Source organism: Pseudomonas sp. FW305-E2, from assembly GCF_058782925.1.
Genome location: NZ_JBYSYE010000013.1, coordinates 1 through 14,226, shown reverse-complemented (window position 1 = coordinate 14,226; position 14,226 = coordinate 1). Strand labels below are relative to the sequence as shown.

Annotated in this window: 11 protein-coding genes; 5 read left to right on the top strand and 6 right to left on the bottom strand. The window is 64.1% G+C overall.

The genetic code is table 11. The features are described 5' to 3' along the window. Positions 1-161 precede the first annotated feature (161 nt). The 3 genes from AC3WLP_RS12725 to AC3WLP_RS12715 are packed head-to-tail and all read left to right on the top strand — an operon-like array spanning position 162 to position 3,075. Complete coding sequence (locus tag AC3WLP_RS12725) at positions 162-1,025, top strand: sensor domain-containing diguanylate cyclase (protein WP_014753518.1); 864 nt, start codon at positions 162-164, stop codon at positions 1,023-1,025. A 17-nt stretch (positions 1,026-1,042) separates the two neighbouring features. Continuing rightward, a complete protein-coding gene (gene chrA / locus AC3WLP_RS12720) occupies positions 1,043-2,395 on the top strand; it encodes a chromate efflux transporter (RefSeq protein WP_012052831.1) in 1,353 nt (450 codons plus the stop codon). An 11-nt stretch (positions 2,396-2,406) separates the two neighbouring features. Continuing rightward, positions 2,407-3,075: a class I SAM-dependent methyltransferase gene (locus AC3WLP_RS12715; RefSeq protein WP_012052832.1), complete on the top strand. Its 669-nt coding sequence runs from the start codon at positions 2,407-2,409 to the stop codon at positions 3,073-3,075. A 68-nt stretch (positions 3,076-3,143) separates the two neighbouring features. Here AC3WLP_RS12715 and quiC read toward each other — a convergent pair whose 3' ends face one another. After that, positions 3,144-5,051 carry a 3-dehydroshikimate dehydratase QuiC gene (quiC, locus tag AC3WLP_RS12710; RefSeq protein ID WP_003250790.1) on the bottom strand — a complete coding sequence of 636 codons (1,908 nt, stop codon included), beginning with the start codon at positions 5,049-5,051 and terminating at the stop codon, positions 3,144-3,146. A 289-nt stretch (positions 5,052-5,340) separates the two neighbouring features. Between quiC and AC3WLP_RS12705 the strand changes: the two genes are divergently transcribed. Then, positions 5,341-6,714 (top strand): MFS transporter, encoded by a 1,374-nt coding sequence (locus tag AC3WLP_RS12705; RefSeq protein WP_014591486.1) that lies wholly within the window; start codon positions 5,341-5,343, stop codon positions 6,712-6,714. A gap of 113 nt (positions 6,715-6,827) precedes the next feature. Here the strand turns inward: AC3WLP_RS12705 and AC3WLP_RS12700 are convergent, their stop codons facing one another. From AC3WLP_RS12700 to AC3WLP_RS12680, 5 genes are all read right to left on the bottom strand, one after another. Beyond that, the gene (locus tag AC3WLP_RS12700) at positions 6,828-8,240 is read right to left on the bottom strand and encodes a DOPA decarboxylase (protein WP_088512758.1); all 1,413 of its coding nucleotides are present in this window, start codon (positions 8,238-8,240) and stop codon (positions 6,828-6,830) included. A gap of 149 nt (positions 8,241-8,389) precedes the next feature. Beyond that, positions 8,390-9,334 (bottom strand): LysR family transcriptional regulator, encoded by a 945-nt coding sequence (locus AC3WLP_RS12695; RefSeq protein WP_003250783.1) that lies wholly within the window; start codon positions 9,332-9,334, stop codon positions 8,390-8,392. A 137-nt stretch (positions 9,335-9,471) separates the two neighbouring features. Then, on the bottom strand, positions 9,472-10,185 hold the full coding sequence (locus tag AC3WLP_RS12690; protein WP_004575404.1) for a YebC/PmpR family DNA-binding transcriptional regulator: 714 nt from the start codon (positions 10,183-10,185) through the stop codon (positions 9,472-9,474). A 97-nt stretch (positions 10,186-10,282) separates the two neighbouring features. Further along, a complete protein-coding gene (locus AC3WLP_RS12685) occupies positions 10,283-11,674 on the bottom strand; it encodes an FAD-dependent oxidoreductase (protein ID WP_014753524.1) in 1,392 nt (463 codons plus the stop codon). Between the two features lie 14 nt (positions 11,675-11,688). Further along, a complete protein-coding gene (locus tag AC3WLP_RS12680) occupies positions 11,689-13,005 on the bottom strand; it encodes an MFS transporter (protein WP_088512759.1) in 1,317 nt (438 codons plus the stop codon). 243 nt (positions 13,006-13,248) lie between these two features. Between AC3WLP_RS12680 and AC3WLP_RS12675 the strand changes: the two genes are divergently transcribed. Further along, on the top strand, positions 13,249-14,118 hold the full coding sequence (locus tag AC3WLP_RS12675; RefSeq protein WP_014753527.1) for a LysR substrate-binding domain-containing protein: 870 nt from the start codon (positions 13,249-13,251) through the stop codon (positions 14,116-14,118). Positions 14,119-14,226 lie beyond the last annotated feature (108 nt).

Sequence of the window (14,226 nt, the reverse complement as noted above, 5' to 3'; positions counted from 1 at the left end):
GGCCAGCAAGGCCTGACCGGTGGCAACGATCCACGAGACCCACCCCTTTCGATGCGGTCGTTGCCAGTTTCAAGGAAGGGGCACCCGCCCTGCAGGCTGCCGTAGCTGCGACGTATTCCTTCAGGCTATGATCGGTCACCCTGCCGCGGACACCCTGAGCCATGCCCGTAGACCTGCAAGCGTTGTATCCCAGGCTGATCCACCTGATGCTGGACACGGTATTCGTGGTCGACAGGGAAAACCAGATCGTGTTCGTCAGTGATGCCTGCAAGACACTGCTGGGCTACGAGGCCTGCGAACTGATCGGCACGCCGATTACCCGCTACATGCACCCTGACGACCTCGCGGCCACGCGCGCCTCGATCATGCGGGTGATGAACGGCCAGCCGCACTACGACTTTTGCAACCGTTACCTTCGCAAGGATGGCAGCGTGGTGCACATTCTGTGGGCGGCCTGCTGGTCCGAGGAGGCCCAGGCGCGTATCGGCGTGGCGCGGGACGTTACCGCCCAGCGCAAGGCCGAAGACGAACTGCGCTTCCTCGCCCATCATGACCCGCTGACCCGGCTGGCCAACCGCGCCATGTTCAATGAACGGCTGGACACTGCCCTGGCCGCAGCCCGGCGTTACAACCGCAGGCTGGCCTTGCTGTTCCTCGATATCAATGACTTCAAGCAGATCAACGACAACCACGGCCACAGCGTGGGTGACCGGGTCCTGTGCACACTGGCCCGCCGCCTGGAAAGCTGCGTAGGGGCGGCTGGCACGGTAGCGCGGATGGGCGGTGACGAATTCACCGTGTTATTGCCCGATTGCCCGTCGCCGGAGGCCATTGCCACGCACGTGCAGTACATTCTCGCGGTCATGGCTGAACCGCTCGATGCCGAGTTTGCCGGCATCGATGCACCATCCTGCAGTATTGGCGTGGCCCGCTTTCCCGAAGACGGCAACGATGCCGACATGTTACTGCGCCATGCTGACGGGCACATGTACCGAATCAAGCGCCAACGCGCTGCGACTGGCTGAAAGCAAGGGCACACCGCATGGCTGAACACCTGCAAGCAACCGCCGGGCAAACACCCGCCTCTGTCGGCCTGGCCCAGGCATTGCTGTTCTGGCTGAAGCTGGGTTTCGTCAGTTTCGGCGGCCCGGCCGGGCAGATTGCGATCATGCACCAGGAGCTGGTGGAGCGGCGCCGCTGGATCAGTGAACGGCGTTTCCTGCATGCCCTCAACTACTGCATGTTGCTGCCCGGGCCCGAGGCCCAGCAACTGGCCACCTACATCGGCTGGCTGATGCACCGCACCTGGGGCGGGGTGATGGCCGGCGCTCTGTTCGTGCTCCCGTCGCTGTTCATCCTGATCGGCCTGTCGTGGGTGTACCTGACCTGGCGCGAAGTACCGGTGGTCGCCGGGATTTTCGAAGGGATCAAGCCGGCCGTGACCGCCATCGTCGTGCATGCCGCCCACCGCATTGGCACGCGGGCGTTGAAGAACGGCTGGCTATGGGCGATTGCCGCGGCCTCGTTCGTGGCCATTTTCGCGCTTGACGTCCCCTTCCCGCTGATCGTGCTGGCGGCCGCACTGCTGGGTTATGTCGGCGGCCGGCTGCTGCCGGCACAGTTCGCGCCCGGTGGTGGCCACAGCGCAGCCAGCCCCCGCCAGCGCCCGGCGTTGATCGACGACGATACCCCGATACCCGCGCACGCCCGCTTCAGCTGGGGCCGCCTGGTGACCTTGCTGCTGGCAGTTGCAGCGCTTTGGCTTCTGCCCATGGGCCTGCTGATGGCGGCCTTTGGCTGGCACGGCACACTGACGCAAATGGGCTGGTTCTTCACCAAGGCGGCGCTGCTGACTTTCGGCGGTGCCTATGCGGTGCTGCCCTATGTCTATCAAGGGGCTGTCGGCCACTATGGCTGGCTGTCGCCCACGCAGATGATCGATGGCCTGGCGCTGGGCGAGACCACGCCCGGGCCGCTGATCATGGTGGTGGCCTTTGTCGGTTTCGTCGGCGGCTACCTGCAGCCGATGTTCGGCGCCCACCAGGCGTTCCTCGCGGGCGCAGTGGCAGCGAGCCTGGTGACCTGGTTCACCTTCCTGCCCTCGTTCCTGTTCATCCTCGCCGGAGGCCCGCTGGTGGAGTCGACCCACAACGCACTGAAGTTCACCGCCCCACTGACCGGGATCACTGCGGCGGTGGTGGGGGTAATCCTCAACCTTGCGCTGTTCTTCGGCTACCACGTGCTGTGGCCGGCCGGGTTCGATGGCGCGTTCCACTGGTCCTCGGCGGTGATAGCGCTCGCGGCGGCTGTGGCGCTGTTCCGCTACAAGCGCGGGGTGATACACGTGTTGATCGGCTGCGCCGTTGCCGGGCTTGCCCTTCACCTTTTCCGCTGATGGAGCCGATCATGCGCAACCCTGAAGACGCCTTGCTCGACAGTTGGCACCATAACGCCCAAGTCTGGATCGACGCCGTACGCAGCGGCGCCATCGAAAGCCGTCGCCAGGTCACCGACCAGGCCATCCTGCTGGCCATCCTCGCCCGCCAGCCCGAACGGGTACTTGACCTGGGCTGCGGTGAGGGCTGGCTGCTGCGCGCGCTGGCCAGCCGGGGTATCGAGGCCGTGGGCGTCGACGGCGACAGCTCCCTGGTGGATGCAGCGCAGGCTGCGGGCGCGGGTGAGGTGCACCTGGCCAGCTATGCGCAGCTGGCTGAGGCGAAGGTGCATGTTGGCAAGGACTATGACCTGATCTGCGCCAACTTCGCGCTGTTGCACCAGGACATCATTGAACTGTTGTCGGCCATGCGTACTTTGCTGGTGCCCGGCGGTGCGCTGGTGATCCAGACCCTGCACCCGTGGAGCGTGGCCGGTGGAAATTATCAGGATGGCTGGCGAGAGGAGTCTTTTGCCGGGTTCGCCGGGGATTGGCAACCGATGCCTTGGTATTTCCGCACCCTGGCCAGCTGGCTGAATGCGCTGGACATGGCGGGGTTGAGACTGTTCAGTCTGCAGGAACCGCAGCACCCGCAGAGCGCGGTGCCGCAGTCGTTGTTGATGGTGGCTGAGCGTCACTGAATCGGGCCGTCACGATCCTGTGGAAGCAGGGTTCACCCCGCTCCCACAAGACAGGCCGGTGCAGGCGACTACAGCACCGGCTTGCGCGCCGCTCCGCTTCGAGCCTTGGCCATGGCTGCCAGGCGCACCGCAACGTTGGCAGCGCCGTAACCGGCGTACCCCGCCTTGCGCTGGATGATCTCGAAGAAGAAACGCTCCTCGAACGGCTCGGTATACACGTGGAACAGCTCGCCACCTTGAGCGTCACGGTCGTACAGCACGTTGTAGTACGCCAGTTCGCTGAGGAACTCGTCGTCGAAATCGAAACGCGCCGCCAGGTCGTCGTAATAGTTCAGCGGGATTTCCAGCAGCGGTACCCCTGCCAGCTTGGCCCGCGCCACTTCACGGAAGATGTCGTCACAATCGAAAGCGATGTGATGCACGCCCGAACCACGGTAGCTTGACAGCGCATGGGCGATGGCGGTGTTGCGGTTTTCCGAGATGTTCAGCGGCAGGCGCAAGGTGCCGCACTGGCTGCGCAGGGCGCGGCTCTTGACCAGGCCATACGGGTCGGGCAGCACCACTTCGTCGTCGGCGGCGAAGTCGAACAAGCTCTTGTAGAACAGCACCCAGCTGTCCAGCGACTCGGCCGGCAAGGCCAGCGCCATGTGGTCGATGCGGCGCAGGCCGCCGGTCGCGGTTGCGTTGTTGTCCAGGCTGAAGTCGGTGTCGTACAGGGTGTGGCCGGCAGTGCCCTGCTCTACCAGGTACAGCAGGCTGCCATCGGGCGCACGCACCGCCGGCACTTCGCATTCATTGGGACCGACCAGGCCGCGGAACGGCTGGCCACGGAAGGCGGTGGCCCGCTTCAGGGCCGCTTGCTGGTCCTTGACCCGCAGCGCAGTGGCGCACAGCGACGGGCCATGGGCCTCGAAGAAGTTGTGGCCAAAGGAATACGGTTCGGCGTTCAGCACAATGTTGATATCCCCCTGGCGCAGCAGTTGCACTTCTTTGCTGCGATGCTTGCCGGCTTCGGCAAAGCCCAGGCGCTTCAGCCAGTTGCCCAGGCGCGCGCCGACGGCTTCGTCGACCGCGAACTCCAGGAACTCCACGCCGTCATAAGCGCTGGCCGGCGGCGGGGAGAACAGCACGCCAGGTTCGATCGGCGTGTTTTCCTGCTCCAGGCGCAAGCGGGTCTGCTCTTCGAGGTACAGCAGCGAACGCAAGCCGTCGGCGGCATTCTGCCGAGTCGGTGCGGCGCGGAAGCCGTCGTTGAAGATTTCCAGCGACAGCGGGCCACGGTAACCCGTGGCGAGGATCGGCGCCAGGAAACCGGCCATGTCCATTTCGCCCTGCCCCGGGAAGCAGCGAAAGTGGCGGCTCCACTCCAGCACATCCATGGCCAGGATCGGCGCATCGGCCATTTGCACGAAGAAAATCTTGTCGCCGGGGATGTCGCGGATCGCGCTGGGATCACCTTTGAGCGACAAGGTGTGGAAGCTGTCGAGGATCACCCCGAGTGCCGGGTGGTCGGCCTGGCGCACCAGGTTCCACACTTGCTGGTAAGTGTTGACGTGGCGGCCCCAGGCCAGCGCTTCGTAACCAATGCGCAGGCCACGCTTGCCGGCATGTTCGCCCAGCAGGCGCAGGTCGTCGACCAACAGTTGCTCGTCACCCAGGGCATCGGCCTGGACGTTGCTGCACACCAGCACCAGGTCGGTACCCAGCTCCTGCATCAGGTCGAACTTGCGTTCGGCGCGGTCGAGGTTTTTCTGCAGGCGGTCACGGCGGCAGCCTTCAAAGTCGCGGAAAGGCTGGAACAAGGTGATGGCAATGCCCAGGTCGGCGCACATCTGGCGCACCTGGCGCGGGCTGCCAGCGTAATAGAGCAGATCGTTCTCGAAGATCTCGACGCCGTCAAAACCGGCGGCGGCGATGGCTTCGAGCTTTTCCGGCAGAGTGCCGCTCAAGGACACGGTAGCGATCGAACGCTGCATGGCGGGAGTTCCTTGTTGTTGGAAGAATACGGTGCCATTCGGGCAAACAACCCCTGTCACAGTTTATGGCACGATCGATTATTCGCAGGTAAAGTCGTCGCTTCAATCTCTTTGTACGGAATGGTTAGTTTTGCGTTCGATTATCGCACAAAACCCGTTTTAGTGAATTGCTAGACCGCGGGCCCGTGGTCAACATGGACCACAGACGCAGGCACACCGACCGTTGCCTCCTGCCTTGGCATAACCTCTGGCGGAACCTGCGCAAACAACAATAACAACGGAGACAACGATGGCTCACTCCAGCTCGCAAGCAAAGAAAGCGACCGCCAGTGGATGGATAGGCTCGGCACTCGAGTACTACGACTTCTTCATCTACGCCCAGGCCGCTGCGCTGATTTTCCCGCAGATTTTCTTCCCTAACACCGACCCGAAAATGGCCATCATTGCCTCGTTGGCCACCTATGGCGTGGGCTACCTGGCACGCCCGATCGGCGCCTTCGTACTGGGCCACTGGGGTGACACCCGCGGTCGCAAGAACGTCCTGCTGCTGTGCATGTTCCTGATGGGCCTGTCGACCATGGCTGTCGGCCTGCTACCCACCTACCACGACATCGGCTACCTCGCACCGGCCTTGCTGGTGGTGTTGCGCCTGATCCAGGGCTTTGCCGTGGCCGGGGAAATTTCCGGTGCCAGCTCGATGATCATGGAGCACGCGCCGTTTGGCCGAAGAGGCTACTACGCCAGTTTCACCCTGCAAGGTGTGCAAGCGGGCCAGGTTCTGGCGGCGGCGGTATTCCTGCCACTGGCTTACTTCATGCCTAGCGAAGCCTTTACCGAATGGGGCTGGCGCATTCCGTTCCTGATGAGCGCCATCGTGCTGATTGCAGGCTTCATCATCCGCAAGGAAGTGCACGAAACCCCAGCGTTCGTCAAAGAAGAGAAACAGGACAAGGTTGCCAAGTCGCCCATCAGCGAAGCCTTCCGCCACAGCTGGAAGCACATGGTGCTGGTGATGTTCATGGCCCTGATGAACGTGATCCCGGTCGTGGCCACCATCTTCGGTGCGGCCTACGCGGTGCAGCCGGCGTATGGCATCGGCTTCGACAAGAGCGTGTACCTGTGGATTCCGGTGGTCGGCAACATCGTTGCGGTGCTGGTGATCCCGTTCGTGGGCAACCTGTCTGACAAGATCGGCCGTCGCCCGACCATGATCGCTGGCTGCCTGGGCTCTGGCCTGCTGGCCTTCGTCTACCTGTATGCGATCAGCATCCAGAACGTGCCAATGGCGTTCGCCGCCTCGATCGTCATGTGGGGCATGGTCTACCAGGGTTACAACGCGGTGTTCCCAAGCTTCTACCCAGAGCTGTTCCACACCCGCTACCGCGTTACGGCCATGGCCATCGCGCAGAACATCGGCACCATGCTGACCGCCATGCTGCCCGCGCTGTTCGCAATGGTTGCTCCGCCGGGCTCGGACAACATTCCGCTGGTAGTCGGTGGGCTGGCCTTCTTCATCACCGGCGTGTGCGCCCTGGCGGCCTACATTGCCCCGGAAACCCACCGCCTGGCGATGGACGACCTGGGCAACCCAGACGCCAAGCCGATGGAAAAGGCTGCCTATGAAGCCAGCCGTAAAGGTAGCTTTCAGGCGGTGAGCCACTGATAGATTGCAGGGGCTGCCTTGCAGCCCCTTCGCGGGCAAGCCCGCTCACACAGGTACCGTACAGGCTTCAGCCCTGATGCGATCCTTTGAGAGCGGGCTTGCCCGCGAAGGCTTCAGCCCTTGATCACGTCCTGCAGACGTGCCCACAGCCGCTGCACATCCCCCCGCTCGGTCGGCAGCGCACCAATCGAAACCCGCACCATCCACCGCCCGTCCAGTGTAGCCGGCGTCACATAAGCATCGCCGGATGCATTCAGCCGCTCGGCCCAACCCTTGGTATGCGCATCCAGCGCCTCCCCTTCAAGCCCCGCCGGTCGATGGCGAATGCACAAGGTCTGCAGCTGTACTGGCGCCAGCACTTCCCACTCCGCCGCCGCCTCGACCTGCCCCGCCAACCACTGGGCATTATCCAGGTCACGCCGCAGCCGCGCCTGCAATGCATCGACACCCTCGCTGCGCAACATGAACCACAGCTTCAACGCACGGAACCGACGGCCCAGCGGAATGCCCCAGTCGCGCAGGTTCTTCACCTCGCCATCCACCGCCGACTGCAGGTAGCTGGGATTGGTGCTCATCACGCGAATCAGGTGCTGCGGATCGCGCACGTAGTAGATCGAGCAATCGAAGGCCACACCCAGCCATTTGTGCGCGTTGACCACCACCGAATCGGCCAGCTCGATGCCGTCCCACATCCAGCGGCACTCGGGCAGGATCATCGCCGAGCCGGCCATGGCCGAATCAACGTGCAACCACAGCCCATTGGCCTGGGCGATTTCGCCCACCGCGCGCAGCGGGTCGAGGGCAGTGGTCGTCGTGGTGCCGGTGGTGGCAACCACGGCGCACGGCTGGTTGCCGGCAGCCAGGTCCTGTTCGATCGCCGCCTGCAGTGCCTCTGGGCGCAGGGCGTAGCGTTCGTCGGTGGGAATCAGGCGGATATTGTCGCGGCCAAAACCTGCCAGCAATGCAGCCTTGTCCACCGAGCTGTGGGCGTGGGCGCTGACATACACGATCAAAGGCTTGGGCTCGGCCTGCAGGCCACCACGTACCAAGGCGTAGTCAGTGGCGCGTTCACGGGCACTGATCAGCGCCACCAGGGTGCTGGTCGAGGCAGTGTCCTGGATCACCCCACTCCACTGGCCAGACAGGCCAAGCAACTGGCGCAGCCAGTCGAGGGTGGTTTCTTCCAGTTCGCTCAGGGCCGGGCTGGATTGCCAGGACAGGCCCAGCACGCCCAGACCGGTACTGAGGAAGTCCCCCAGCACCGAGGACAGGGTGCCATTGGAAGGGAAATAGCCATAGAAATCCGGGTGCTGCCAATGGGACAGGCCGGGCATGACCAGGTTATTGACGTCGTCGAGAATGGCCGCGAAAGGTTCGCCTTGTTGAGGGGCAGTTGCGGGCAAGGCGGCCTTGAGATAGCCAGGTTCGACCTGGGCCATGACCGGGCGCTCGCCCACGGTCTGACGGTAGTCGGCAATCAGGTCGATCAGTTGGTGGCCGTACTGGCGGAATTGTTCGGGGGTCACGCTAGCTCTCCTGGGGTTATCCATTGCCTGTGCTGGCCCTTTCGCGGGTAAACCCGCGCCTACAGCCGCGAAGAAGCCGCACAATCAACACAATGCCCCAGTCTAGGCACCTATCCCCAGCCGAATAACCCCCGCTTCACGCATAGCTGCTATGGCAAACCCGCATGCCCACCCTGCACCCCGAACTGCGACTGACGCCACAGCTCGAACACCCGGTTGCGCAACCAGCGGTGCTCGGCCGAAGCCTGCAGGCGCTGATGCCACACCACCCAATAGCGCTGGCTGTGGTCAATGAAGCCCAGTGGCCGCCAGGCCAGGTGATGTAAACGGCACAACTGCCGGGCAATATGCTCGGGGACCGTGGCCACTGCCTGACTGTTGGCAATCACTTGTACCGTGGCGCAGAAGAACGGCACTTCCAGGCTGACCCGTCGCTGCAGGCCCTGTGCACGCAAGTGCCGGTCGATGAAGCTGTCCTTGTCGCCACCGCCCGAAATGCGCACATGCTTGTACGCCAGGTAGTCGGCCTGGCTGAGCGCGGCCTGCGCGGCCAACGGATGATCCTGGCGCATCAGGCATACCGCGCGGTCCTCACCCAGCAGCCGTCCGTGCAGGTTGGGCGGCGACTCGTCGAACAAGGTGGTCGCCAGGTCGATTTCTCCGCTGGCCAGCAAGGCGTACTGGCCGGCCTGCCAGGTGCGGTACTCCAGCGACACACCTGGCGCTTCGCGCTCCAGCGCCGCCACCAGCAGCGGCAGCATGTGCTCGGCCACATAGTCCGAAGCGGCCAGGCAGAACCGCCGCTCGCAACGCGCCGGGTCGAAGATGGCGGGCTGGCGCAGCGCGTGCAGTTCTTCGAGCACCTGGCGCAAAGGCTCGACCAGGGCTTCGGCGTGTTCGCTAAGCACGTAACCACGCCCTTGGCGCACCAGCAATGGATCATCGAAGGCTTCGCGCAGGTGGGCCAACTGGCGGCTCAGGGCCGATTGGCTGACACCCAGGCGCTCGGCCGCGTGGCTGAGGTTTTTAAGCTGCAACAGGTGGTCGAGGGTACGCAGGTGGGCGAGGCTGAGGGAGGCGAAGGTGGGGTTCATGCAGGCTCCCTGCGGTGGAATTCAAGGGCCCTCTCGCGGGCAAGCCCGCTCTCACAGGGTTCTCACATCGTTCAGCATCGTGAAAAACCTGCGGGAGCGGGCTTGCCCGCGAACAGGCCGCAACGCGGCCCCGACGATTACTCGGTCAGGCCAACATAGACGTTCTGCACGTCATCGTGCTCGTCGATCGCCTCGAGGAACGCTTCGACCTCGGCCAACGCTTCAGCACTCAGGCTGGCCGCGCTTACCGGGTTTTTAGGGGTGTAGCCGATTTTTGCTGCGGTCACGGTGAAACCATGCTCTGGCAGGGCCTTCTGCACCGCGTCCAGGTCGGTGGTGTCGGTGATGAACAGGGTCGAGCCCTCTTCTTCACCTTCCTCGAAGTCCTGGGCACCGGCTTCGATCGCGGCCATTTCCGGATCAGCGTCAGCGCTCGCAGGCGTGGCTTCGATCAGGCCTACATGGTTGAAGTCCCACGCTACCGAACCGCTGGCACCCAGCTGGCCCTTGCGGAACAGCACGCGGATCTGCGCGACGGTGCGGTTGATGTTGTCGGTCAGGCACTCGACGATCAGCGGTACCTGGTGCGGTGCGAAACCTTCATAGCTCACCGCATGGTATTGCACGGCATCACCGTCCAGGCCAGCGCCCTTGCGGATTGCCCGATCCAGGGTCTCGCGAGTCATCGAAGCTTTCTTGGCTTGCACGATGGCCAGGCGCAGGCGCGGGTTCATGTCGGGATCGGCACCCGACTTGGCCGCGATCTGGATTTCCTTGGACAGCTTGCCCATGATCTTGCCTTTGGCATTGGCCGCTGTTTCTCTATGTTTGGCTTTCCACTGTGCGCCCATGTCGACTCTCTTGTTTCAGCGGCCGGTTCAGGAAGCGACCGGCCAAAAGTGGGTGCATTTTATACGCCCTCGAGCATGGGATCGACAAGAAATCTCATCAGCCTTTATCGGCCTTGCCCGCCGCTGCGGCAAACCGCGCCAACCGCACGTCCAGCCTTCGCGGGCGCACACCACGATCTTCGGCCTGCTCCTTGCGGCGGATGGCATTGCGCACCATCAGCGAGCCCAGGTAGCGGATCGGCTCGGGCGGGAACAGCCCCAGCGGCCCTTTGACCAGCGGCGACCGGGTCCACGGGTTGTCCAGCCCCAGCGCCAGCGACGAAAGAATCTGCCCGCCCATGTGGCACGGGCCAACACCGCTGCCGGAGTAACCAAAGCCATAGAACACGTTGCCCTGCCCGTCCAACCGACCAAAGAACGGCAGCCCGGTTACCGAGCGATCCGACGGCCCGTTCCAGCTGGCCGCCAGTGGCACCTCGGCCAAGGCCGGGAAAAAGCCGCCAAGGCTTTCGCGCAGCAACCGCCGATACGGCGACGGCTGGTCGAACACCGGCAACATGCGCCCGCCGTAGGCAAACGTGTTGCCGCCCTTGCCGAGCATCAGCCGGCCATCGGAGGTGTTGTGGTAGTAGTGCACAAAAATGCGCGAGTCGAGCACGCTGATGCCGCTGTCCAGGCCGATCTGGCGCAGCAGCTCGGGGCACGGTTCGGTAATGACCATGTCGCTGGAAACGATCGCCACACTGCGCTCGAACTGCGGGAAGACGCGCGCCATCCAGGCATTGAGGCCCAGCACGACACGGTCGGCGCGCAGCGTGCCGTGGGCCGTGCGTACCTGCACCGGGGCGCCGTGTTCCAGGCCGGTCATGGCGGTGCCTTCGTAGAGGCGCACGCCGCGCTGCAAGGCCACGCGGCGCAGGCCGCGCACCAGTTTGCCAGGCTGCACGGTGGCGGCGGCCGGCGAGAACCAGCCCTCCAGGTGCCGTGCTGAACCGGCCAGGCGCTGCACCTGCTCCAGCGGCAAGCGGCGGAACGAGTTGATGCCCTTGTGCTCCAGCGCGGCGATCACCGCGTCGGTGGCACCGACCTGCGCTGCGTTGGTGGCCGTGTACAGCGTGCCGTCCAGGCGGTAGTCGCAGTCGATGCCATTGGCCGTGCAGAACACACCGATGTCTGCGATGCTGCGCTCCGACTCGCGCACCAGCCGCACCGCTTCCGCCGCCCCGAACAGACGTTCGAGGGTGAAGTACTTGGCCGACCAGGACAACGCACACCCCCCATTGCGGCCGCTGGCACCGGCACCACAGATGTCGGCCTCGATCAGCACCACATCCAGGGCCGGCACCGCTTCCTTGAGCATCAGTGCCGTCCACAGGCCGGTGTAGCCGCCACCGACAATGCACACATCGCAACGGGTATCGCCTTGTAGCGGCGGGCTTACCGCCTCCTGCGCCGAATCCAGGGCCTGTTGCAGCCAGAAGGGTCTCATTCGCTCGCTTTCCTTTAAGTACGCAGTGGCTTGATTGCCATGCTGGTGTTCGGTGCCACGTCGGTGCCTTGCGCGATGCTGGCCGGGCGGCTGTTCCAGTGCGGCAGCAACACCAGCGCCGAGAACAGCGCACAGCCCGCGAACACGATGAACACCGTGACGCCGTCGAAGTAACCCGGCAGCAGCCCACCCAGCACCGCGCCCACCGAGCCACAGCCGTTGACGAAACCTGCTGCGGTGGCGCCGGCCTTGGCGGTGCCGAAGTCGATGGCTGCAGCGCCGCTGATCATCGAGTCCGGCCCGTACAGGGTCAGGCCCATGACGAACAGCAGCGCCACCACCAGCAGCACGCTGCCGGTGTGCATGGCCGCCATGAACGCCGCCAGTGTCAAGGTCAGCAGCACCAGGCTGATCACGCAGGCCGGCATGCGCCGGGCGCCAAACAGTTTGTCCGAGGCCAGGCCGATCATGATCGGGCCAAGCAGCCCGGCCAGTTCGAAAGCAGTCGGGATGATTGCCGCGCCCACTTTGCCCACCGAGGGCATCTGCTCGAAGACGATCACAGGGCCCCACAGCAAGATGGCGTAGCGCGCCGGCTTCAGCAGGAAATACGCCAGGCCCAGGGTCAACACCGTGCGGTTGCGCAAGATTTCCCGCAGGGGTGCCCACACGCTGCACAGGTTGTCGGCCGGGGCCATGCTTTGCGGCTCGGGCTCAACCGCCGGCAAGCCGACGTCCTCGGGTTTGTTGCGCTGCAGGAAGAAGAACAGCACCGCCACCAGCGCCACCACGACCGCGCTGGAGAAGAACGCCGCATGCCAGGTGCCCACCAGGGTGTAGGCCCACCAGCCCGCGAACGGCGAGGCCACCAGGCCGCCGAAGGCATAGCAGGAACTCCACAGGCCCAGCACCCGCCCGCGCTGCGAAGCCGGGAAGAAGCTGCCGATGTTCTTGCACAAGCCGGCCCAGCCGGTGGATTGCGCCAGGCCCTGTACCAGCATGCAGGTGGCGAAGATCGGGAAGGTTGCGTAACTGCCCATCACCACTGCCGCCGCCGCAGAAATCAGCAACCCGCCCAGCACGACCACGCGCGGCCCGAAGCGGTCGGCAAGCATGCCCCAGGTGAATTGGCCCACGGCATAGGCGGCCAGGTAGATGGCATCCAGGTTGGCCATGGCGGCCTTGTCGAGCATGAAGCCTGGGTCTTCGGCGATGCCCAGTTTGGCCACCGAGAAGGCTTTGCGGGTGAAGTAGAAGGCGGCGTAAGCCAGCCAGGTGATGGCGAAAATCTGGATGCGCCAGCGTTTGAACGCGGCTAGGGATTGATTCATGTAAGTCTGACCTCTTGCTCAAGTGTGCCGGCAGAATGTGAAGAAACGCCTGTCTTGTTCTTGTGTTACGCACAGCGATGACGAGGCTGTCATCGGGTCAGGTGGCGCCGTGTGAGCGCCATGGCCCTGGCGGCATTCGTGGTGCCAGCGTCGGGCTGAAATCCATGGAAACAGTTGCTGTAAGATAAATAAAATCGATTTATCGTATTACACACATAAGCCCAGCTTGTTACTGAGGTCGTCATGTCGGTTTCCCACGCTCAACTCAAGGCTTTCCACGCGGTGGCCGTGCACGGCAGCTTTACCCGCGCTGCAGAAAGGCTGTTTCTTACCCAGCCTGCGGTGTCCGATCAGGTGCGCAAACTGGAAGAGCGCTTCGGCGTATTGCTGTTCCACCGCAACAAACGCTCGGTGCAGCTCACCGACCTTGGTGAGCGGCTGCTGGGCATCAGCCAACGCCTGTTCGCCTGCGAGGCCGAGGCACAGGAGCTGCTGCACGACTCGCGTGCGCTGCACACCGGCAGCCTGGTGCTGGCAGTGGATGCGCCGGTGCACGTGCTGCCGCAGATCGCCCGCTTCTGCCAGCGTTATCCGGGTATCCAGGTGAAGATCGAAACGGGCAATACCGACGAATCGCTGGCGCGGCTGTTCAGCTATCAGGCCGACCTGGCCCTGCTGGGGCGGGATGTCGACGATGAGCGCCTGCATTGCCTGCCGCTGCGTCGTGACCCGATGGTGGCGTTCGTTTCCCACCACCACCCATGGGCCAGCCGTGGCTCGATCAGCCTGGCCGACCTGGACGACACGCCACTGGTGCTGCGCGAGCCCGGCTCGGTAACGCGGCAAACGCTGGAAGAAGAGATGCAACGTGCCGGCCTGCGGATACGCGCAGCGATCCAGGTGGAGGGCCGGGAGGCGGCGCGTGAAGCGGTGGTGGTAGGGATTGGTGTGGGCGTGGTGTCGGCGGCGGAGTTCGGTGCCGATGCGCGGGTGTGTGCGTTGCCGATTGTCGATTGCCAGCGGCATTTGACCGAGACCCTGGTGTGCCTGAGCGAGCAGCGTACACGCCGGGTGGTGGCGACTTTCCTGCAGATGGTCGAGGAAGGGGGGTAGGCCTGTGCTGGCCTTTTCGCGGGCTCGCCCGCTCCCACAGGTCCTGCGCGGCATCCGGAATCTGTGGTGATGCTGTGGGAGCGGGCGAGCCCGCGAAGGGGCCAGATC

Coding starts and splice junctions, on each gene's coding strand:
- AC3WLP_RS12695 (WP_003250783.1), bottom strand. CDS start 9,334: ATGAACCCCACCTTCGCCTCCCTCAGCCTCGCCCACCTGCGTACCCTC.
- AC3WLP_RS12715 (WP_012052832.1), top strand. CDS start 2,407: ATGCGCAACCCTGAAGACGCCTTGCTCGACAGTTGGCACCATAACGCC.
- chrA (WP_012052831.1), top strand. CDS start 1,043: ATGGCTGAACACCTGCAAGCAACCGCCGGGCAAACACCCGCCTCTGTC.
- AC3WLP_RS12690 (WP_004575404.1), bottom strand. CDS start 10,185: ATGGGCGCACAGTGGAAAGCCAAACATAGAGAAACAGCGGCCAATGCC.
- AC3WLP_RS12685 (WP_014753524.1), bottom strand. CDS start 11,674: ATGAGACCCTTCTGGCTGCAACAGGCCCTGGATTCGGCGCAGGAGGCG.
- AC3WLP_RS12705 (WP_014591486.1), top strand. CDS start 5,341: ATGGCTCACTCCAGCTCGCAAGCAAAGAAAGCGACCGCCAGTGGATGG.
- AC3WLP_RS12725 (WP_014753518.1), top strand. CDS start 162: ATGCCCGTAGACCTGCAAGCGTTGTATCCCAGGCTGATCCACCTGATG.
- quiC (WP_003250790.1), bottom strand. CDS start 5,051: ATGCAGCGTTCGATCGCTACCGTGTCCTTGAGCGGCACTCTGCCGGAA.
- AC3WLP_RS12675 (WP_014753527.1), top strand. CDS start 13,249: ATGTCGGTTTCCCACGCTCAACTCAAGGCTTTCCACGCGGTGGCCGTG.
- AC3WLP_RS12680 (WP_088512759.1), bottom strand. CDS start 13,005: ATGAATCAATCCCTAGCCGCGTTCAAACGCTGGCGCATCCAGATTTTC.